The 21,758-nt window shown below is 38.0% G+C and carries 16 protein-coding genes; 12 read left to right on the top strand and 4 right to left on the bottom strand.

What is annotated here, in order from left to right:
- Positions 1 to 22: 22 nt before the first annotated feature.
- From AC1RNS_RS12240 to AC1RNS_RS12230, 3 genes are all read left to right on the top strand, one after another.
- A complete protein-coding gene (locus tag AC1RNS_RS12240) occupies positions 23 to 1,195 on the top strand; it encodes a saccharopine dehydrogenase family protein (RefSeq protein WP_492992952.1) in 1,173 nt (390 codons plus the stop codon).
- Between the two features lie 9 nt (positions 1,196 to 1,204).
- Entirely contained in the window at positions 1,205 to 2,398 is a 1,194-nt protein-coding gene (locus AC1RNS_RS12235; RefSeq protein WP_492992951.1) for an acyl-CoA dehydrogenase family protein, read from the top strand.
- Positions 2,399 to 2,529: 131 nt separating this feature from the next.
- Complete coding sequence (locus tag AC1RNS_RS12230; RefSeq protein ID WP_492992949.1) at positions 2,530 to 4,632, top strand: beta-propeller domain-containing protein; 2,103 nt, start codon at positions 2,530 to 2,532, stop codon at positions 4,630 to 4,632.
- Between the two features lie 78 nt (positions 4,633 to 4,710).
- Here the strand turns inward: AC1RNS_RS12230 and AC1RNS_RS12225 are convergent, their stop codons facing one another.
- Positions 4,711 to 6,114: a polysaccharide deacetylase family protein gene (locus AC1RNS_RS12225; RefSeq protein ID WP_492992948.1), complete on the bottom strand. Its 1,404-nt coding sequence runs from the start codon at positions 6,112 to 6,114 to the stop codon at positions 4,711 to 4,713.
- A 244-nt stretch (positions 6,115 to 6,358) separates the two neighbouring features.
- Between AC1RNS_RS12225 and AC1RNS_RS12220 the strand changes: the two genes are divergently transcribed.
- The gene (locus AC1RNS_RS12220) at positions 6,359 to 7,111 is read left to right on the top strand and encodes a threonine/serine exporter family protein (RefSeq protein ID WP_492992946.1); all 753 of its coding nucleotides are present in this window, start codon (positions 6,359 to 6,361) and stop codon (positions 7,109 to 7,111) included.
- Between the two features lie 20 nt (positions 7,112 to 7,131).
- Complete coding sequence (locus AC1RNS_RS12215; RefSeq protein ID WP_492992988.1) at positions 7,132 to 7,599, top strand: threonine/serine exporter family protein; 468 nt, start codon at positions 7,132 to 7,134, stop codon at positions 7,597 to 7,599.
- Positions 7,600 to 7,655: 56 nt separating this feature from the next.
- Here AC1RNS_RS12215 and AC1RNS_RS12210 read toward each other — a convergent pair whose 3' ends face one another.
- Positions 7,656 to 9,677 (bottom strand): EAL domain-containing protein, encoded by a 2,022-nt coding sequence (locus tag AC1RNS_RS12210; protein WP_492992944.1) that lies wholly within the window; start codon positions 9,675 to 9,677, stop codon positions 7,656 to 7,658.
- A 186-nt stretch (positions 9,678 to 9,863) separates the two neighbouring features.
- On the opposite strand from AC1RNS_RS12210, the gene AC1RNS_RS12205 reads away from it, so the two are divergent.
- The 4 genes from AC1RNS_RS12205 to AC1RNS_RS12190 all read left to right on the top strand — a co-directional run bounded on the left by AC1RNS_RS12205 (position 9,864) and on the right by AC1RNS_RS12190 (position 15,849).
- Positions 9,864 to 10,757: a DMT family transporter gene (locus AC1RNS_RS12205; protein ID WP_492992943.1), complete on the top strand. Its 894-nt coding sequence runs from the start codon at positions 9,864 to 9,866 to the stop codon at positions 10,755 to 10,757.
- Positions 10,758 to 10,832: 75 nt separating this feature from the next.
- Positions 10,833 to 12,554, top strand: a complete 1,722-nt coding sequence (locus AC1RNS_RS12200) for an ABC transporter ATP-binding protein (protein WP_492992941.1) — start codon at positions 10,833 to 10,835, stop codon at positions 12,552 to 12,554.
- Complete coding sequence (locus AC1RNS_RS12195) at positions 12,554 to 14,386, top strand: ABC transporter ATP-binding protein (RefSeq protein WP_492992940.1); 1,833 nt, start codon at positions 12,554 to 12,556, stop codon at positions 14,384 to 14,386. The genes AC1RNS_RS12200 and AC1RNS_RS12195 overlap by 1 nt, the downstream gene beginning before the upstream one ends.
- A gap of 596 nt (positions 14,387 to 14,982) precedes the next feature.
- On the top strand, positions 14,983 to 15,849 hold the full coding sequence (locus AC1RNS_RS12190; protein WP_492992939.1) for a GNAT family N-acetyltransferase: 867 nt from the start codon (positions 14,983 to 14,985) through the stop codon (positions 15,847 to 15,849).
- A 312-nt stretch (positions 15,850 to 16,161) separates the two neighbouring features.
- On the opposite strand, the gene helD is transcribed toward AC1RNS_RS12190, so the two are convergent.
- Positions 16,162 to 18,390, bottom strand: a complete 2,229-nt coding sequence (helD, locus tag AC1RNS_RS12185) for an RNA polymerase recycling motor HelD (RefSeq protein WP_492992938.1) — start codon at positions 18,388 to 18,390, stop codon at positions 16,162 to 16,164.
- Between the two features lie 175 nt (positions 18,391 to 18,565).
- Between helD and AC1RNS_RS12180 the strand changes: the two genes are divergently transcribed.
- On the top strand, positions 18,566 to 19,297 hold the full coding sequence (locus tag AC1RNS_RS12180; RefSeq protein WP_492992937.1) for a glycerophosphodiester phosphodiesterase: 732 nt from the start codon (positions 18,566 to 18,568) through the stop codon (positions 19,295 to 19,297).
- 57 nt (positions 19,298 to 19,354) lie between these two features.
- Here the strand turns inward: AC1RNS_RS12180 and AC1RNS_RS12175 are convergent, their stop codons facing one another.
- Positions 19,355 to 20,377, bottom strand: coding sequence for a DUF2804 domain-containing protein (locus tag AC1RNS_RS12175; protein WP_492992936.1), 1,023 nt, complete (start codon positions 20,375 to 20,377; stop codon positions 19,355 to 19,357).
- Between the two features lie 182 nt (positions 20,378 to 20,559).
- Between AC1RNS_RS12175 and AC1RNS_RS12170 the strand changes: the two genes are divergently transcribed.
- Together AC1RNS_RS12170 and AC1RNS_RS12165 are read left to right on the top strand one after the other, a co-directional pair.
- Positions 20,560 to 21,054: an amidase domain-containing protein gene (locus AC1RNS_RS12170; protein WP_492992935.1), complete on the top strand. Its 495-nt coding sequence runs from the start codon at positions 20,560 to 20,562 to the stop codon at positions 21,052 to 21,054.
- Positions 21,055 to 21,153: 99 nt separating this feature from the next.
- Positions 21,154 to 21,726, top strand: a complete 573-nt coding sequence (locus AC1RNS_RS12165; protein ID WP_492992933.1) for a nitroreductase family protein — start codon at positions 21,154 to 21,156, stop codon at positions 21,724 to 21,726.
- Positions 21,727 to 21,758: the final 32 nt, after the last annotated feature.

Below are 21,758 nucleotides of genomic sequence, written 5' to 3'. Positions count from 1 at the left end.
TCAACGAAAGGGGATGTTCTTGATGAAAGTTGTTGTATTAGGTGCAGGTTTAATGGGAAAAGAGGTAGCTCGTGATTTAATTAAAAATAATAAAGTAGAACGTGTAATCTTAGGGGACATAGATGTAAGAGTGGCACAGGATTTTGTGAACACGTTAAACACAGATAAGGTTGAGGTAGTGGAGCTTCATGCAGAGCACGATGAATCTTTAATGAACGTCATATCTAAAGGAGATGTGGTCGTAAATGCTCTATTCTATTCCTTTAATGAACGTGTAGCAAGAGCAGCAATTGAGGCTGGAGTACATTCCGTGGATTTAGGTGGACATATCGGTGGGGTAACGGAGAAAATTCTAGATCTTCATGAAGACGCAAAAGCTAAAGGCGTAACAATTATTCCTGATTTGGGCGTTGCTCCAGGTATGGTCAATATTCTAGCGGGCTATGGTGCATCAAAATTAGATGAAGTTGAATCTATTAAGCTCTTTGTGGGAGGTATTCCAACAGAGCCAAAGCCGCCGCTTCATTACACACGAGTATTTTCTTTAGATGGGGTTTTTGATCATTATACAGAGCCTTCAAAAGCGATTCAAAAGGGGAAACTTGAGGAAGTTCCATCTTTATCAGGTGTCGAGCCTATTTATTTTGACGATTTTGGTGTGTTAGAGGCATTTTATACATCAGGTGGTATTTCCACGCTGTATAAGACATTCCCTAATGTCCACACATTAGAGTACAAAACAATTCGTTATAAGGGGCATGCAGAGAAATTTAAGCTGTTAGCTGATTTAGGATTCCTCGATTCAACGAATAAGGTAGAGGTCGATAATCAAGAAGTACCTGTTCGAGCAGTTGTGCGTGAGGCACTTAAAAAGAAGCTTGAGCTTGGTACAAAACCAGATGCTGTACTACTGCGTGTCATTGTTGCTGGAGAAAAGGCACAGCAACAAGTAACATATGAGTACGAGATGGTCGTTAGAAAAGATATGACAATAAATGAAACAGCCATGGCTCGTGCAACAGCTAATACTATTTCTGTCGCTGCTCAAATGATTGGTGAAGGGACGATTACAGAGCACGGTGTATTTGCGCCTGAATCAATTGTACCAGGAGATACGTATATGGAAGAGATGGCAAAACGCGGTGTTGTTATAAAAGAGACATCTCATAAATCTGCAATGATTGTGAAATGGTAGGTGTTAACCATGAATTTTGACTTTACCATTGAGCAGGAGCTGCTACGAAAAACCGTTCGACAATTTGTAGACGATGAAATCATGCCCAATATTGCAAAGTGGGATGCGACAGGTGGTTTTGATGCAAAGATTTGGTCAAGACTTGCTGAGCTTGGCTTAATGGGCGTTTGTGTTCCTGAAAAATATGGTGGTAGCGGTATGGATTATAATGCGCTTGCTATTGTTTGTGAGGAACTTGAGCGAGGAGATACGGCATTTCGAACAGCAGTTTCAGTTCATACGGGCTTGAATAGTATGACCTTAATGCAATGGGGAACAGAGGAGCAGAAGCTACAATACCTTGTTCCACAGGCAAAGGGTGTTCGAATTGGTGCATTTGGTCTAACAGAGCCAGGAGCTGGTTCAGATGTAGCGGCTATGTCTACGACTGCCGTACGTGATGGAGGTTTTTATGTTATAAATGGGCAAAAAACGTGGATCTCCTTATGTGATATAGCTGATCATTTTATTGTATTTGCCTATACAGATAAATCCAAAAAACATCACGGTATTAGCGCATTTATTATAGAACGTTCAATGGCTGGCTTTACTTCAAAGGCTATTAAGGGAAAATATGGTATTCGCGCTGGTAATACTGGTGAGCTCTTCTTTGAAGATTTACGTGTACCAGTAGAGAATCGACTAGGAGAAGAGGGCGAGGGCTTTAAAATTGCCATGTCTGCTCTTGATAATGGTCGTTTCACGGTAGCTGCTGGCGCTGTGGGACTCATTCAAGCGTGCCTTGAGGCAAGTGTGAAATATTGTCATGAACGTGAAACATTTGGTAAACCTATTGGTGAACATCAGCTAGTAGGGCAAATGATTGCAAAAATGGAAGCAGGCTATCAAATGAGTCGTCTACTTGTCTATCGTGTTGGTGAACTAAAAAACAAAGGTGTTCGGAATACACAAGAGACGTCTCTTGCAAAATGGCAGGCCTGTGATTTTGCTAATAAATCAGCAGATGACGCAGTGCAAATTCATGGTGCCTATGGTTATTCAGATGAATATCCAGTTGCACGTTATTTGCGTAACTCCAAAGCGCCTGTTATTTATGAAGGCACACGTGAAATTCATACTATTATGCAGGCTGATTATGTGTTAGGAAAACGTCAGGATAAACCATTAAGCAAAATGCTACCAAAGTGGCCTTTTGATGAATAAACGAGAGGAGAATCATCCTCTCGTTTTTCTTATGTAGAAAAATTGCTATGCAAAAAATTTCTGAAAAATGTAACTTTCCAACTCTTCAGCAGTCTAATTGATAAACAAGTATATGAAAGAGAGGAAAAAAGATGAAAAATAAGTGGATAGCAATTATGGTTATCGCCGTACTCGCCGTTTTACCAGGGATCATTATGCTGACAATGACTCCAACTGTAGAGGCAAAAGCAGCAAGTGTTAGTATGGCCACTAAAAGCTGGCAAGCAACTTTTACTAAAGCTTTAAAGGAAAGCAAGATAACAAAAGAAACTGTTTATGTTACAAATAGCAAGGATCAAAAAGTTGAAGCAACTATCACACTAGGAGAAGATAAAAAGACATTAATTGTTAGTGATTTAACACCTGGTAGCTATAAATTACATGTACAGAAGGAAGCATTTGTACTTGGTGGACCAAAAGCTGCCTCACAAGTAATTTCATTTACCATTATTGAAAAGCTAGAAGCAGTAAAATCAGAGAAAGAGCTACAGCAATACTTTGACACTCTTTTAGCTAATCCAAATAAGGAAGTGAAATATGATTCAAGTAGAGAAATGGAAAGTAAGGCAGATAGCCCAAGTGTAAGCAGTAATTCCTCTATGACAAACAATCAAGTAGAGGGAGTTGAAGAAGGCGATTTAGTCGTTGTAAAGAATGGCTTTATTTATTCTGTACAAGAACATAGTATTACAGTGGTAGATGCAACAAATCCGAAAAATTTAGCATTAGCGACAACTCTTAAAATAGAGGATTCTAAATATATTTCAAAGCTTGCATTATATGATCATTTGTTAATAGCAATTGGGGATAAATATTTAGAAAAAGCAGGCACAAGCATGTCAACAGCTACTTTGTATGATATTTCGAATCCTAAGAGCCCAAAATTTATACGTGAGGTAGGGCAAGAGGGGTATTTACAGGATATTCGTATTACCAATAACACATTATATTTAATTGGTAACATGTTTCCGAATTATTGGGCGCTTCGAGATAACAAAGCAATAGATTTAAAGCCAAAAACATATGATAGTGGAGATGCGAAAGAATATCAAAGCCTACCACTTGAAAAAATATCCATTTTACCAAATACCATGGATGGAACATATAGCTTAATAACAGCTATAGATTTAAAAAATGGTGCAAAGGCAACTGTCAATACAAAAGGTTATTTGGGCGGTAGTAGTGGACTATATATGTCTGAAGATGCACTTTATCTTACAACATCAGTCTATGATGGCAGTCCAGTAGCTCCTGCTGAAAACCGGATTATGGATATGATGATTTGGATGCCAAGAGCAACAAATACACAGGTCTTTAAATGGAATGTCGATGGCACTACCATGAATTTTGTAGGTAACACAGAAGTAAAAGGAACTGTGTTAAATCAATATTCAATGGATGAGTACAAGGGGAATTTCCGCATTGTAACAACTGAAGGAAATACGTGGGATGAAAAAAATATTTCACGTAATCATCTCTTTATTTTAGATAAAAATTTAAAAGAGCTTGGCGCAGTTAAAGACTTAGCACCAGGAGAAAAAGTATATTCAGCACGCTTCATGGGTGAAAAAGCGTATGTGGTGACATTTAAGCAAGTGGATCCGTTATTTGTGATTGATGTAGCTGATCCTAAAAAGCCAACTGTCCTAGGGGAATTGAAAATACCAGGATTTAGTAATTACTTGCATCCATTAGATGAAACACATTTAATCGGAATTGGCTATGATACAGAGCAACGCTATGACGCATTTTCAAAAAGCAATTTTACAGTGACAACTAATATGAAAATGTCGTTGTTTGATGTTTCAGATTTCAAAAATCCAAAAGAACAATCATCTGTAAAAATCGGTGGTAAAGGTTCTTATTCGGATATTCAATACAATCCTAGGGCTCTATTCCGAAATAAGGAATACAATTATTTTGGCTTCCCAGTTGTCCTTTATGAGGCAGGGAAGGGCGATGAAATTGTTTACAAAGGTCAGGGAGCTCAAATTTATGAAATAACAGCAGATAAAGGAATCGTGCTAAAAGGTAGTATCATTGAAGAAAGTACTGGTGAGCCATATGAGAATTGGGATCAGCTTGTACAGCGTGTCGTATATATAGATGATGCCCTCTATACAGTCGCTCGCAATGAGGTGAAGAGCTATCAATTAAAAGACTTCCAACCATTAGATAAGCTAATAATAAAATAAAAAAGAAGTCCAATAAACTAAATTCTAGTTTATTGGACTTTTGCTTTTGTTGGATATAGGCAGTGCTTGAAAGAATAATTATTGACGATACGGGAGAATCTCTGAGACTGTTACAAATTCATAGCCCTGCTCCTGTAGATAGGCGAGTACCGCATCCAGTCCATCGGCAGTTGATTGATGAATATCATGCATTAAAACGATAGCGTTATTGTGTAAATTATTTTTCACATATGGTAATAGCTGCTGTGCATTGCGATGCTTCCAGTCTAATGTATCGATCGTCCATAGTACGACTGGAATTGGTATTTGCCCATTAATAGCATCGTTTGTTGCCCCATATGGAGGTCTAAATACAGTGGCATCATGATTAATTGCTTTCTCTAGCTCTGCAGAAGTTGATGTGTATTGCTTTAGTACCTGCTCTTGTGAAAGCTTTGTTAATACAGGATGGTTCCATGTATGGTTACCTATTTCATGACCTCGAGCAAGAACATCCTTAGCAATATCAGGATAATACTGTACACGCCCGCCGAGCATAAAGAAGGTAGCTTTTGCATGGTATTTATCAAGAGTATCTAATATTTGTTCAGTTACTTTTGGATGTGGGCCATCATCAAAAGTTAAGGCGATACGTTTCGTAGTGGAATCACCTGTAGTAGGTGGTTTCGTAGGCTTTATAGTCTCCATAGCAATTTGAAAATCAGAGGCTAACAACGGATTAATCAGCGAAAGAGGAAGCTTCACTATTGGTGCACCTGCTGCTCCACTAGCAATCTCATACTCATCGAAATAGAATTGTAACGAATCTTCTACAATGGAGAAGCGATTGAAGTTAGACCATTTAGGTTCTGTTGCCTTTTCTAGCTCATCAGTAAAGAGATCGTCTTTTAACTGAAGATTTTGCTGTAAATCTTTACGTACTTGAGTAGCCAATGTTGATAAGTTGTTTTCATCGCCTTGCAGTAATGTTTTAATGGTGATTTGTTCGCCAGTTTCATTATTGATGAAGAATGTCTTAGTTGAAACCTCATGATTTGCCCCGCCTAAGTACAGCATTTTCGTCAGTACAAAGGAATAATAATGCTCACGATATGGGAATGTTTCTAAACTAATATTAAGCTCGCCCATAGCCTCTTTGTTTTTAATTTTTTTCATTGATGACAGATAGGTTTCTTTTGAATCCGATATGTACTGTAAAACGGCTTCATTAAATGCTTTATTGTCTGTCTGTGGATAATGAATAGCAAAAGGTGTTTGTTTATCATTAGAAACGTCTGTTAAAATACGAATACCTGGAAACGCAGAGCTTTCTGTGGATAAATTACTAGGTACTGATTCTGTCCCTTTTGAGGCACTAATTTTTTGAAACTTAAAGTCATCCTTTGATAGGATAATGACTAAAATAATAGTTGTTAATGTAATAATGAGGCCGATTAATAGGAAATCAATCATCGGGCCGCGTCTTCTTCTGCGTTCCGGCATTTTTATGGATACGCTCCTTTCCTAAATTACTTTTCTATACAATCAGACGTGTCAGCCATTGAAAAAGTTATACGAATCTACGAAGTTTTGTTATCATTTTGTGGAAAATTAATTTTCATATAAAATCAATTTGCATTAGTCAGCATATAACAGCCAAAGTATAGTATTAAAAATTTCAGTTGAGTTTTTTTGGGCAGTTCGATACTATTGGCAAGGAACCTTTTAAAGGAGGCAGATAGCTGTAATGGTTTTACATGAAGCGGATAATGAATTTACGATTGACTGCTTATTGCTTGCAGGGCGTATTATGATTGAAAGTGGTGCAGAAACATACCGTGTGGAGGATACGATGCTACGCATGGCACATTCTCAAAATATGCTTGATGCGCAATGTTATGCCACACCAACTGGAATCATTTTTTCGTTAGGCAAGACACAGCCAACGAGGATCACATCGATTTCCAATAGGGTTACAGATTTACAAAAAATAGCCTTGGTAAATTCAGTATCTCGGAGACTCACATCTCACATGATAACATTAGAAGAGGCTTATGACGAGCTAAAGTCGATACAAAAAACAAATTATTTTTTACCAACCTATTTACAAGTCCTAGCATCAGCTCTTGCAAGTGGTTGTTTTCTTATTATGTTTAAGGGAGGATGGGCTGATTTTCCGATAGCATGTTTAGCGGGAGGATTAGGCTTTCTAGTGCTTGTAATGATAAATAATTTAACCAAAGTAAAGTTTTTCTCAGAATTTACTGCATCACTCGTTATCGGCTTCGTTGCCTTCTTTGCAGTCAAGTATAGTTATGGAACAGAGCTTGATAAAATTATCATTAGTTCTGTCATGCCACTTGTACCAGGTATATTGATTACAAATGCAGTGCGTGATTTAATGGCAGGTCATTTTATGTCAGGGATGGCAAAGGGGGCAGAGGCCTTTTTAACAGCCTTTGCTATTGGTGCAGCAATTGCTGTCACCCTAGCATTTTAGGAGGCGCACAATAACATATGATGGATATTATCATTCAATTAATTGTTAGTTTCTTTGCCACTGCTGGGATTGCTGTTATTTTTAATGTACCTAGAAAAACACTGCTTCATTGTGGCCTTGTTGGAGTAATTGGCTGGATCATCTATTATCTGTTAACAGAAAAAGGAATGGATGTCGTCAATGCTTCTTTCTTCGGATCATTTGTCATTGCAATAGTTGCTCATTTATATGCGCGGCGCTTTAAAATGCCAATGATTATTTTTATAGTAGGCGGAATCATTCCATTAGTGCCTGGAGGTATGGCTTATAATGCTATGAGAAACGTTGTAGAGGATGATTACTTACAAGGTCTGCAGTATGGGTTAAAAGCATTTTTAATTACTGGAGCTATCGTTATGGGCCTTGTATTTGCAGAGGTATTTATGCAATTAATATTCCGGTCGATACGTTCAAGTAAAGTTAAATTACAAAAAGTCTATAAAAAATAAAATAACTGGAGGCTGCGTTTGAAAAATTGCTCTAACGCAGCCTCCCTTTGTTTTTTCTATTTTACAAATAATGTTTCAATTTCCTCAGGAGTAGCAGGCTTACTAATATAATAGCCCTGAATAGCATCACAGCCATAAGTAATTAAAAGGTCTGCTTGCTCTGCAGTTTCAACACCCTCTGCTACAACTTTAAGTTCCATCGATTTTCCAAGCTGCACCATACCATGCATTAGCTTTTGTGTCTTTTCAGATTTAAGTAAGGAGCTTGTAAATGTTTTATCAATTTTTAATGTATCTATCGGTAAAATTTGCATGTATCTGAATGAGCCATACCCTGTGCCAAAGTCATCTAGAATAAAGGAAATGCCCTCGTTCTCTAGCTTACGCATTTGCTGAGTAATGAAGGTAGCAGCCTCTGCCTCTAGTGCAAACTTTTCTGTAATTTCAATTTGAATAAGGCTGGCAGGGCAACCCGTTTTAGCTAGTTTTTCAAGAATTGATTTTGCCATATTTTTATCACGGAATTCGCGAACAGAAGAGTTTATAGATACTTTCATGTCTAGACCGGCTTTTTTCCAAATTAACGCCTGTTCGCAAGCTTTTTCTAGCATAAAGGAACCAATATTGTTAATAAGTCCTGTCTCCTCTGCAATTGGAATAAGTTCGTCAGGTGCGACAACACCGATTACTTCATCTTCCCAACGGACTAGTGCCTCTACAGCTGTGATTTTTCCTGAATAAACATCAATTTGGGGCTGATATAATACTTTCAAATTCTTTTGATCAAGAGCCTGAAGTAAGCGTTTTTCAATTAAAGCTTTTCGATTCAAGGCCTTATGAGTAGCTTTAGATAATGAGACAATTTTATCGCCGCCTGCCTCACGAACATTAGAAATAGTTGCGATAGATGCTTTCATTAGTTGAGAAAATGTTGTCTGATCTTCTGGGAATCGTGTAATACCACCACTAATAGAAATTGGTACTGCAATATTGCTGCTATAGATTGGATGCTGTTGTAGATAGGACAGGAAACCTTGAATAAACCACTCACTTAAAGGTGTGATGACAACAAAATCATTTTCATTAATGCGTGCCATTGTACTATCTTGGAAATACATTTTTATACGGTTTGTAAATTCTACAATAAGGCTTTGATCGATTTGCTGATCATGTAGCTCTTTTAATGTGTAAAATTTATCAATACTTAAATAGACAAAAGAAAAGTGTCTCTCATCCTCAATCATATTAGAAATTACTTTTTCGAGTCGATGTGCATTCATAAGACCTGTTTCAGTATCTATATAAGCAATTTTTTCTAATTGATGCTGGATTGTTTTTGATTTCGTGATGTCCTTCTCGATTAAAATAAATTGTTGGTCATTTGTTTCAAGATTAAAGGTCGGGATAGCTGTTAGAAGTACCCAATAAGATTGGCCTGTTTTTGTAACTTTTTCAACCTCACCTTGCCACGTATGACCATTGTTTAAATTACGCCAAATAGTGTTTGTAATCTTTTCACTTAATTCATTGTCAGGGAATAGCTGCCAAAACGTCTTGCCGATGACACGCTTTGGAGTCCACTGACTTGTCTTTAGAAATTCTGCATTGCATTCTAAGATAAAACCATCATGATCAAGCGTAACGGTCATGAATGCTACGTCTAACCCTTGCTTTAAATTAATAAGCGTACTGCTATTTGACACAGAATTAATCATTAATTCTGGCAGCATAAATAACAGGAGAATATACTTCTCTCCTTGCTCTATAAATGGTTTAGCCAGCAATGCTGCAGTAATCTCTTCATTTGTAAATGTGACCACTTGAACTTGATCTATATACGTACTTTCATCATTGTGTAAAATAGCCTGAAATGTCTCTAATGATAAATGACGCAGTAGATTTTCATGTATGAATGGAGTAGTATTTCCTTTAATATCAGTCGCTGAAATACCAAATAGTTGTTCAGCCGGTTTTCCCAAAATAATAGCTTGTCCATCTTGATTCATGACAATTGCAGGAAAAGGAAGTGAATTTAAATAATGTTCATCAATCGTAAATGATTTATGCATATGACTCATGATTATTCGATCTCCTTGGGTAATCAATATATACTAATATTATAGTTAATTATCGGGAATTAGTCATTATGAATATATTTGTAAATATTTGATGATGAAAAATATTAGGACTTTTCTAGTGAAATGCAAGAAAAGTTTTGAAGAAAAATAACATTTTTTAGTACGTATATAGGAAGCAGGAATTGTATGGAACGTTTAAAAGGAATAATATTTATCGTTACTGGCTCGATGTTATGGGGTGCAACTGGGCCTTTAATGGAATGGTTACTTAGCCATACACCACTAACAGTGTCTTTTATGTTAACAATTCGTTTAACAGTTGCAGGTATACTATTGCTTACATATTTATTATTAACAAGAAAAGACATTTTTGGCATTTGGAAACAAAAACTGTGGAGTAGACAGCTCGTTATATTCGGTATAGCCGGAATGTTGGGCGTGCAATTTGCCTTTGTGGCAGCAATTAATGCGAGTAATGCGGTATTAGCAACCCTATTGCAGTTTTTAGCGCCGATATTTGTTGTTGCTTATGTCTCTCTTAGTTTAAAGAAATGGCCCCCTAAATATCAAGTGTTAGGGATTATTGGTACACTTATAGGTCTATTTCTCCTACTAACGAACGCTTCATTTGACGCTTTATTAGTTAGTAAAAAAGCCTTATTGTGGGGAGTAGCAGTTGGTCTAACGTTTGCCTTCTACACATTGTATCCAGCACGTCTTATGAAAGAGTGGAATGTTCTACTCGTTGTCGGCTGGGGGATGCTGATAGGCGGAGGAGCATTGGGGATTATTGGTCGTGTATGGCAGTCAAATCTATGGCTAGTGTTCACAGATATGAAGATAATAGGGTTGATGCTTGCACTCATATTCTTTGGAACAGTAGCTTTTGTGCTGTTTTTAAGCAGTATGAGATATATTACAGCAGTTGAGACTAGTGTACTATCTAGTATCGAGCCCTTAACAGCTATGGCTATTTCAGTAATTGTGTTTGGTACAACTTTAGGTTTTTGGCAATTAGTTGGTGTGTTTGTTATGCTTGTTTGTGTAACATGGCTTTCAGTAGCTGGAGAAAAAGCATAAAAGTATTATCGGACCAGGTGTTTATTACTATTTTGAAAATTCACTAAATTCCTATAAGTAACAAGGGGGAAGAATATGAAAGAAATTTTTTCCTATGTAAAGCCGTATAAATGGACAGCATCTATTGCGTTATGTTTAATGCTGTTGGAGTTATTTGTTGAGTTAGTTCAGCCGCTTATAATGGCTAAAATCATAGATGATGGGGTACGAGCACAAAATCAGGGAATGATTTTACAATGGGGGGCTATATTACTAGCTCTTTCCTTCGTAGCTTTTTTTGCTGGTGTCATTAATTCATATTTTTCATCACATACTGCACAAAGCTTTTCTTATGATTTACGAAATGCGATGTTTGAAAAAATTCAAGCGTTTACTTTAGCTGCTTATCAAAAGTTTTCAACTGCCTCACTAATTACAAGGCTGACGAATGATGTGACACAGGTTCAAACTGTGCTTTTTATGAGTCTGCGAATTATGCTTCGAGCACCATTGGCTGTTGTTGGTAGTATTGTTATGGCTTTTGTTGTCAATGCAAAACTTGCATTATTTTTAGTTATTGGGGCACCTGTAATTTTCATTTTTCTTATTTTTATGGTAACAAAGGGCGTGTCTTATTTTGGGCTTGTTCAAAAGAGAGTGGATCGTTTAAATCGTGTACTACAGGAAAATTTACAGGCTATCCGCTTGGTTAAGGCTTATTTACGTGGTACCTATGAAGCCTCTCGTTTTGAAGAGGTAGCTTCACGCTTAAAATTAGATACAGTCAAGGCTTTGCGTACAATGGAGTATATTATGCCTGTCCTGTTATTCATCATGAATATGAGTTTACTTGCTGTTTTGTGGTTTGGGACAAAGCAAATAGCTTCAGGTACAACACCGATTGGTGATATTGTGGCAATTGTCAATTATGCAATGCGTATGACAGGCTCATTTTCAATGTTTGCGTTTATTATAATCTTTTATGCTCGTGCCAAGGCCTCGGCAGAACGTATGGCAGAAGTACTATCTATTGAAAATGAGACTGAGCTTTCATCATCTATAGAAAGTGCCTCTAGCAGAAGATATTTTGGCGAATTGACCTTTGACAACGTTAGCTTTACATATCCAGGTGGAGACTCTCCCGTATTAGCGAGTGTAAGCTTTCGCGTTAAATCAGGTGAAAAATTAGCCATAATGGGTGCTACAGGTGCAGGTAAATCAACATTATTACAACTAATTCCACGCTTTTATGATGTCACTGAGGGGCGAATAGTAGTAGAAGGCAAGGATATTCAGCAATGGGACTTACAAGAGCTAAGAGAGATTATTGGTTATGTCCCACAGCAATCCTTATTATTTACAGGCAGTATCGCAGACAATGTTAAATGGGGGGACGCTGATGCTGAAATGGCTGCTGTGCGACAGGCGACGATGCAAGCGCAAATACATGCTTCTGTAGAAGATTTTCCACAGGGTTATGAAACAAGAGTTGGACAGAAGGGCGTTAATCTTTCAGGTGGTCAAAAACAAAGGTTATCTATTGCAAGAGCGTTATTACGAAAAGGTCATCTATTAATGCTGGACGATAGTACGAGTGCGCTTGATGTAAAAACGGAGCAAGCATTATGGGAGGCACTGAGCGAGGAACCAGCAACTATGCTTGTTGTTACCCAGAAAATACGTACGGCTAAAGGGGCAGATCGAATATTACTAATCGATGCAGGGAGAGTAGTAGCATATGGCACGCATAAAGAGCTATTACAGACTTCTGAGCTCTATAAAAAAATCGCAGTCTCCCAGCAGGAGGTAGAGAAATAATGGCATTTTTCCACAAACCTTTTGGTTATGAGCCGATTTTGACAAAAGATGATTTACAACAGGTTGTTAAGAAAAAGAAGGGCCCGCGTGCGACAGATTGGCGAAGTACATTGTTGAGATTATGGAAAATTGTCGATGAACAACGTGTACTCTTAATGATTGTGCTTTTACTTGTTATGGTGAGTTCTGTTTTAGCGCTTCTTGGACCCTATATAATCGGAAAAATGATAGATATGTATGTGATGCATGGTCAGCTCGCAGGTCTAGGTAAGGGCATTATGCTGTTAATCGGCATTTATGCTCTACTAGCAGTAGCGTTATTTTTACAAAATTACTGGATGATTGGTATTGCCCAGCAAACCATTTATAGACTGCGTACAAGCGTCTTTACACATTTTCAAAGATTACCCATTTCATTTTTTGATCGCCGACAGCATGGAGAGTTAATGAGTCGGATGACAAATGATATAGAAGCGGTAAGTTCAACATTAAATAGTTCCTTTATTCAGGTGTTTTCCAGTGTTTTAACGCTTACAGGTACTATAGTTATCATGCTAAGCTTAAGTCCTTTGCTAACGGTATTAACGATGACCATTATACCGATTATGTTTTGGGCTATGCGCTGGATTACTCGAAGAACAGCTCCATTATTTAAACAGCAGCAGGTGGCTATTGGTGCGCTCAACGGTATGATTGAAGAGACAATTTCAGGTCAACGAATTGTGAAGGCATTCTCACAAGAGGACAGAATGATGGAGGAGTTTCGTGAGAAAAGCTTGCGATTAAAAACAACAGGCTTTTGGGCACAGACATATTCAGGCTATATTCCAAAGGTCATGAACTTCTTAAACAATATGAGCTTTACAATTGTAGCTGGGATTGGGGGCGTACTTGCTCTTTATGGTCACGTGTCAATTGGGGTCATTGTTATTTTTACTGAGTACGCACGCCAGTTTACTCGCCCATTAAATGATTTAGCCAATCAATTTAATACAGTTTTATCAGCCATTGCTGGTGCTGAACGAGTATTTGCATTACTGGATGAACAGCCTGAAGTGGAAACTGCTTCAACACAAAAGCATAAACTATTAGGACAGGTGAGCTTCCAACATGTTTATTTTAAATATGAGCAGGAGGAAGAAGCTTATACGTTAAAGGATGTTAATTTTAAAGTAGAGCCTGGACAAACAATAGCTCTTGTGGGAGCAACGGGTGCAGGAAAGACAACTATCTTACAGCTTATTGCAAGATTTTATGAGGTAACAAAAGGTGAGGTTTTATTTGATGGTGTAAACATTCAACAAATAGAACGACAAGCATTGCGTTCGCAAATGGCCTTTGTGCTTCAGGACCCATTTTTGTTTGAAGCGTCAGTACGAGAGAATATTCGCTATGGTCGATTAGATGCAAGCGATGAAGAAATAGTAGAGGCGGCAAAACGCGCAAATGCTCACGACTTTATCATTAAGCTAAAAAATGGCTATGATACTATTCTTGCAGCAGATGGTCGAGAAATTTCACAGGGACAAAAGCAGCTACTGTCAATAGCTCGAGCATTAATTGCTGATCCTAAGATATTATTACTTGATGAGGCTACAAGCAGTATTGATACTGTTACTGAGCTTGCCATTCAAGAGGCACTGGATACCTTAATGCAGGGGCGTACAAGCTTTGTTATTGCTCATCGCTTAAATACTGTACACAATGCCGATATTGTACTTGTTATGCACAAGGGTGAATTAGTTGAAGCAGGTCCTCAACAACAGTTAATTGAATCGGGTGGGGTTTATGCGCAAATGTTACAATCTTCTTCATATCATCTTGAAGAGTAGCGTTATTATATGGAGTGATCTCTCTTTGGGATCGCTCCTTTCTTAGTTTTTGAAAACAATATCAATTATGCCTCTGCAGAATTGCCTTCATAAAGAGCTCCTTTTTGGTTCCGTGACATCTGCTGAAAAGTAGCTTAAATTAGCATTCATCTCACCCACCTAAAGAGGTAAGAGATTTCTGTATCTGCCACTGCCCTATGCTTATGCGCATAAAACAACTGCCGCTACGCTTTCGATACAAAAAAACATTTGCTGAAAGAAGTTAAAAGAAGGGTCGAAAATATGGCATCATTGCAAAAATAATTAAATGAAATGAAGACCATATTCTTATATCAAAAATGTAATTTATTTGTATAAATGGTATAATTGTAAGGAGGGTTGAAATATTTAATGAGAGCGCTTAGTATGAATATGTATCTATAAATTCTAGTAGTTTTCAGTTATTACAGTCATTAATGATTGTATAAATCCATTTATTTTCCTTGTATTAAAAACAAAATAGTTGATTATTAGAAGTTACTATTATAATTTGTTGCAAGCTGATTTTCTTTCTTGCTACAATAGGGCAATAGTCTGATTCAAGAACGGAGTAAACGATGAATATTTCAGTAATGACGGTGTCTTTTCCATTAGATGGGGAAACATTAAAAGAAGTAACATTATTATGTGAAGAAGCAACCGTACATGATTACCGTGTATATGAAACTGCAATGGGAGTTCCTATGGCGGGATCTTTTGAAACAAAGGGCTTTATGATACTTGCATATGAAGATGATAAGGATGTGTTAGTAGGAGCAGCAAGTGCTGTAGACTTAATGGGGCTTCATACATATGAATGGTCTCTAGTAGTAACGCCTGCCTATCGTCAAAAAGGAATCGGAACCGCTTTAGTGGAAGCTTTACAGGCTGGTCTTCAAGAGCGTGGAGTAGAGGGGCAATTGGCTGTAGTAATAGATGGATCACCCTTTGGTCATACGTTTATTGAAAATAAAGGCTTTACATATAGCTTTTCAGAGGCAACTTTAGAAACAAGAGCAGAATCAGTAAATTTATGTAAGGATGTAGAAATTACTCTTTATGCAGGTGAGCAGGCAGAGTTGATTGACATTTATAGTGAAGCGTTTGGGGATTTACCAGAAGAGTCTGAAGAGCTAATAGCCTTTAATACATCTACAGATGGCAGAAAGCTATGGCTGGCCCGCAAAGACGGTGAGGTCGTTGGAACAGTGACAACTGCTCAGGAAAATGAAGTTCAATGGGTCACAGCATTGGCCGTACATCCAAATTGCGAAGGACAGGGCATTGGTACAGCTATGTTATCCTTTTCCAAGGACTATGCAAGCAAAATCGGAGCAAAATTTGTGATGCTTGATGTAGAAATTGACAATGGGAAAGCCCTTTCTGTTTATGAAAAGGCTGGCTTTATGAAGGCACAACAAATCGATTATTATGTAAAGCATTAAAATGAATGGTAAGGAGGGAAAAGTAAAATCACTCCTTACCTTTTTTATTATAAAAGTATAACTAAGCTTTTTTATCATAAATACCTACTATCTTCATATAGTATTAATAACCCGATGAAAGGAGTCGTTACTCGTGCGCATGCCAGCATTGCCTAAAAAGAAGTCTCCTCCAAAGGAAGCACCTAGCTCATGGTGGAAAATTATTAAAGTGTATTTATCCCGAGGGAAGTTTTACCGTTTACCACCTCGGAATTAATAAAGGAGCATTGAAAAAGTCGCCCTAATAGCGACTTTTTATTGCTTATGGGAATTTTAGCTTTCTAAAAGAAAGGCTTCTTTTGCAGGGCCGATTAAATAGAGTTCATGCATTGCCCGTGTAAGTGCCACATACAGTAGCTTTCTGTCAAGCTTTGTATCATAGAAAGGTGTATCGAAGGCAGCGACGATGACTGCATCAAATTCAAGTCCCTTTGCTAAATGACTTGGCACTACAAGTAATAATTCCTGATTGATGGAATCATTTTCTGTAAGTAGTTGAGTGTTTATTTTATGGTCAGTTAAAGCTTTCTGCATTTTGAGCGATTCTGCTGATGTTTTACAAATTAATGCAATGGATCTATGTCCTTTCGCGCGAATGGATTCAAAAATTGACTTAATTTTTAGGGCATCGAATGCATTTGCTTGTATGAAAGTTGGCGCATTGCCATGACGAACTACAGGCTCCACTAGTGGTAACTGTTCTTCCATTTGTACTAAAACCTTATTTGCGACCTCCATGATTTCAATGGTTGTACGATAACTTTTTTGTAGTGTCCTGAAGCTTGCGCGAGGAAATAACTGTTGGACAGGCTCCCAGGCAGTTAGTGAACGATAACTATGAATGCCTTGTGCTAAATCGCCTACCATTGTAAACATATCTGTTTCAAGTCCAGCTTTTAAAGCAGCAAGCTGGAATAAACTATAGTCCTGTACTTCGTCAATAAAAACCACCCGCATTTTCCATTCATCCGAAATACCCTTAAAGCGAGCCTGTAAATAATACAACGCGGCTAAGTCCTCAAGCACCCACTGTTCCTTTAGATGAGCCTGTAAAAACTGCTGTTGTTCAAGATAATGCCACTCTGGTGCAAGCTCTGCTAAAAGCTCAGGTTTTGTAAGTAGGGTACGGTAAAGTATTTTTATATTATGTTTAGAGAAACGTCGCATATAAATAGTTGCAGTGGATTTAGCCTCTTTTTCAATAGCGGGTATTCGTTCATCCCGTTCATCAATAAACTTTGTAACGACACGACGACGTTTGTCATCATCTCGAATTCCATTTAAAGCTTTGCCAAGCGCCTCATCATATTTTTTATGCAACATATTTAAGACGGCTTGCTTCTTTTGGCGAACATGGCTGGCTAAAATCTTTTTAATATGGTCAATTCGCTTTTCAATAGGCATATAAGAAAGTTCGTATAAGAACAGCTTTTTTAAATGAGAGGCGCGCATAATACAGTATTTTTCAATGAAAACATCTTCAAATTGCTCAGCGATTTCCTGCTCAAGCTTTTGAACATAACGTTCTATAACATCACGATAATAAAGTGAGCCCTTCATCTCAGATATCCAAGCGGTGGACTGTTGAGATCCGCCTGCAACAAGAGTTTCTAACTGCTCATTAGGGTTTTGAAGTTTAAGCTTAAGCTTAGTAGCAGCAAGGACATAATCTGCAAAGGTTGTTTGACAAATTTTGTCAACGCCGAGTTCTGGCAAAACGTCACCAATATAATCGATAAATAGCTTATTTGGTGCTAATATCATGAGCTGCTCAGGGTTAAAATGCTCGCCCATAGTATAGAGGAAGTAAGAGATTCGGTGGAGAGCTATCGTTGTTTTTCCACTGCCAGCAGCACCCTGTACGATAATAGGCTGACGAAGATGTGCTCGTATAATTTCGTTCTGTTCTTTTTGAATGGTCGAGACGATTTCTGTTAAACGTACATCTGCCTTTCCAGCTAACGCTTCTTGCAGTAATTCATCATTCGTCGTTAAATCAATATCTCGTATATCAAGCAATTCACCATTTTCAATTTTATATTGACGCTTGGCAAAAAGGTGACCTTTATGAATTTCACCTCGAACATCATACTCCATATCACCAAGGCGACCATCATAATAGACGTTTGCAACTGGTGAACGCCAGTCTACAATAATTGGTTCGTGTGTCTCTCGATGGAACAATGAGGTTTTACCAATATAAAGAAATTCCTCTGGATCACCAGTCTTTTGAAAATGGATTCGGGCAAAATAAGGCTTCTTTTGCACAGCCTCTAAGCCTTCCTTTTGGTTACGTGCCATTTCAAAGAATCGGGCGTTGGCAAGGATATTTAAATAACTCAAACTAGAGTCTAAATAATCAAGATCTGCCATCGATTGCCGAATATTCTCCTGCGCTGATTTCAAGTCTCTTTGCGATTCATTTAATATTTGTTGCATATAATTTTTAGTAAAAGCTAGCCATTCCACCTCAGCCCTAAAATCTGGATGTTGTGTAGTCATTTTTAGCACCTCCTAAGTACTTACAAATTCAAAGTAGATTATCATACTACTATATATAATATTTACCATCAAGCGAAAGCGTAATAGGCTAATTATGTTACTATTAGATTTAGAAGCAAGTAATATATAATTGGTTTTTTGATCAAATTAAAAGGTGTCATAGGAGGTTATAGGTTTGGATATTTTCGCACATAGAGGCGTTTCTGCACATTACCCAGAAAATACGGTAGCCGCATTTTGCGCAGCAGCAAGGCTTCCCATTGCAGGTATCGAGTTAGATGTACATGTAACAGCTGATGGCGAGCTAGTGGTCATTCATGATGAAACGATTGATCGGACATCCAATGGTAGTGGCTATGTTAAAGATTATACCTTACAGCAGTTGCGTGCATTTGATTTTGGTTCATGGTTTTCTGCGGAATTTGAGGGTGAAAGTATCCCGACACTGGGTGAAATATTAGAATTGTTTGCAGGTACAAATCATCGTATTAATATAGAGCTTAAAACAGATGTAGTGCCCTATGATGGGATTGAGGCTCTTGTCATGAAGGAAGTTGCTGCACATCAAATGACAGAAAGAGTGATCATATCCTCCTTTAATCATGAGTCGATACAAATTGTCTCACAGATGGCACCATATATTGAAACCGCAGCTTTATTTGCTGAAATTTTAATTGATTTTAACGGCTATGCTGCTCAAATTCCAGCAAATGCAATCCATGTTAGTTTACCAGCAGCATTTCGAAAATCTGTTGGTAGAGCTTTGCAAGAAGGAGCAATTGTGCGGGTTTATACAGTGAATGATGTTAAGCATGCTGGGCATTTACAGGGACTCGGTGTGCGGGCAATTTTTACAGATGATCCAGAGCAGATTATAGCTGGATTGAGTGGGCAGAAAAAGGAATGAATAGGGGAGAGGCGCTGATACATCAATATCAGCGCGCTTGAGCCTAGTAATAATCCTTTACCATTTCGCACGATGCTCTTCGATACAGCCAAGCATTTGCTGAATAACGAGTGTTTCACCGTTATCAAGTAAAATTGAGCCAGCGTAATAGCCAAACATTTGGTGAACCTCAGATTTAACGAGTCCAGCATTTGTAGTGGCGACACGTTCGAAAAAGGGAGAGAAGGTTAAAGAAACTTGATTAGAGAATTTAGACTTTATCTTCCATCTTTGCATATAATCCTCTCGATCATAATGAAACAATAAATCCTCATGAATTTTTGTCATTTTTCCATCTACAAAAACGGCATTCTCTGTCATGCCAGTTCCATCGGTCCATTTTCCACCTAAATTGAGGCCGATACGTCTACCTCGAACTCGCTGCGAAGCCATTCCCCAATTCCAAGTAGCCTCACGTGGCCAAATTCCTCGACCATAATCTAAAACCGCAAAGTTTTCCTCTGGAGAGAATGTAAAACGGCGAGTGCCGATTGTCACAACACCTGAAGTTGGAAGTATATGATGCTTGCCGGTAAATTGAAAGGTTTTACGGTTCCAAGGGATGACTACATTTAAGGTTTCATCTGTAGGTGGATGCTGAATGATAAGCTTTGCACGTAAAATATCTCCATCAAAGTTTGGGATTGAAACAGATAGATGTGTTTCATTTTGGATATAGGCCATATCAATCATCATTTCACTATTTTTGAATGTTACTGATTCTAATACTTGAGTAGGCATTTTTAGCTTTCCGCCCAATGGAATCGTTATTGTTTTTTCAAAGTAGCGCTGAGTTTCATATTCAAGGAAATAGACGAAGCAGACCGCCGCGTAGTCTAGATGACTGATTGTCGCAGAGAATAAGATTTCATCACCGTAGACACACCAATAATTCCATTTCTTTTTGCGCATGATATGGCCGCTTAAATTGCTGTTTATAAGAGGCTTTCGTGCAAATCCGATGGCAGCTGGATTTAAATTACCTTTTTTATCGCATAAAAGAGTGGTTTGTAAAATCTCCTTTTCAGCATGCTGCTTCACATTCAACATCCCTTCTGGTCATAAAATAAAAGTCTATACTTTGTTAACCCTATTGTAGCAAAAACTATCTTAAAATTGGAAAAGATAGTGTTAAATCAGACCTCTTTCATCAATTATGCTAATAAGGACCTAATTAATAGAAATACCTATGTTTACATATCATGAACATAAGGAGGGAAGGCGTGGCGAAAATGTATAACAGACAGGCTGCTGTACAGTACGCAAATTTGTGGTGGAATAGACGAAATCCGGCATTTCCAAACTTTACGGTTGATTGTACGAACTATATATCACAATGCTTACTTGCGGGTGGAGCGCCAATGCGCGGAGCACCGAGTAGGGATAGAGGCTGGTGGATTCAACAGGGCAATTGGAGCTTTAGCTGGTCTGTAGCACATTCCCTAAGATGGTATTTGGAAGGTTCAAAAACTGGACTGAAGGGGAGGCGGGTTCAATCCGCTGAAGAATTGGACATTGGTGATGTGATTTTTTATGATTTCCAAGGTGACGGAAGAATTGACCATTCTGTTATTGTGACAAGTATTCAGAATGGTGTCCCTTATGTGAATGCTCATACTTCAGATAGTATCAATCGACCGTATCTTTACGAGGATTCCACAGCTTATACACCAAGCATGACTTATTATTTCTACCATATTGATGATAGTTTTGCTTAAAAAGATAGCTGTTTTAAAGCTTATCATTTTGTGATAATGTGGAAGATAGAAGAGATTCATTATAATACGATGTAATGTTATAGAAGGAGATAGTATACTATGAGCGAACAATTTTTGTCTGTTAGGGATGCCATTATTCAGCGTCGTTCCATTAAAAAATTTAATGGGCAGCCAGTAGATCGTGAAGACCTATTGGAAGTTATCGATGATGCAGTATGGGCACCCAATCATGGAAATCGAGAGCCATGGCGTTTAGTTGTTGCATGTGGTAAGGAATTATTTGCGCTTCACGATTTATTGCGTGATTTAACGGTACCCAAATGGCAAGAGCTTTCTAATGAGGACTTAACAAAGCAAATGACAAAATTCACATTAGCAGGTGGTTATGCTTTTATCATCGTTCCAGAGGATGCTCGTCAAAAGGAGCGTTTAGAAGATTACGCTGCAGCGAGTATCTTTATTCAAAACATTCAATTGCTAGCATGGGATAGAGGGATTGGTTCTTGCTGGAAAACACCTGCTTTCTTAGATCAACCAAAATTCCGTGAGGCTTTAAAAGTGCAGCCTGGTGAACGTGTAATTGCAATGCTGCAAGTTGGCTATTTTGATGAAGTCCCAAAAGGAAAAGAACGAAAAAAATCAGAAGATATTGTAACGATTTTTGGTCAATAAAATCATAAAATCCCCTCGCGTATAGTGAAGAG

The organism is Lysinibacillus sp. GW821-FHT14F06 (genome assembly GCF_058803665.1).
This window is presented reverse-complemented; position numbering and strand designations above follow the sequence as displayed.

Coding starts and splice junctions, on each gene's coding strand:
- AC1RNS_RS12230 (WP_492992949.1), top strand. CDS start 2,530: ATGAAAAATAAGTGGATAGCAATTATGGTTATCGCCGTACTCGCCGTT.
- AC1RNS_RS12195 (WP_492992940.1), top strand. CDS start 12,554: ATGGCATTTTTCCACAAACCTTTTGGTTATGAGCCGATTTTGACAAAA.
- helD (WP_492992938.1), bottom strand. CDS start 18,390: ATGACTACACAACATCCAGATTTTAGGGCTGAGGTGGAATGGCTAGCT.
- AC1RNS_RS12240 (WP_492992952.1), top strand. CDS start 23: ATGAAAGTTGTTGTATTAGGTGCAGGTTTAATGGGAAAAGAGGTAGCT.
- AC1RNS_RS12200 (WP_492992941.1), top strand. CDS start 10,833: ATGAAAGAAATTTTTTCCTATGTAAAGCCGTATAAATGGACAGCATCT.
- AC1RNS_RS12165 (WP_492992933.1), top strand. CDS start 21,154: ATGAGCGAACAATTTTTGTCTGTTAGGGATGCCATTATTCAGCGTCGT.
- AC1RNS_RS12235 (WP_492992951.1), top strand. CDS start 1,205: ATGAATTTTGACTTTACCATTGAGCAGGAGCTGCTACGAAAAACCGTT.
- AC1RNS_RS12220 (WP_492992946.1), top strand. CDS start 6,359: ATGGTTTTACATGAAGCGGATAATGAATTTACGATTGACTGCTTATTG.
- AC1RNS_RS12210 (WP_492992944.1), bottom strand. CDS start 9,677: ATGAGTCATATGCATAAATCATTTACGATTGATGAACATTATTTAAAT.
- AC1RNS_RS12225 (WP_492992948.1), bottom strand. CDS start 6,114: ATGCCGGAACGCAGAAGAAGACGCGGCCCGATGATTGATTTCCTATTA.
- AC1RNS_RS12190 (WP_492992939.1), top strand. CDS start 14,983: ATGAATATTTCAGTAATGACGGTGTCTTTTCCATTAGATGGGGAAACA.
- AC1RNS_RS12215 (WP_492992988.1), top strand. CDS start 7,132: ATGGATATTATCATTCAATTAATTGTTAGTTTCTTTGCCACTGCTGGG.
- AC1RNS_RS12205 (WP_492992943.1), top strand. CDS start 9,864: ATGGAACGTTTAAAAGGAATAATATTTATCGTTACTGGCTCGATGTTA.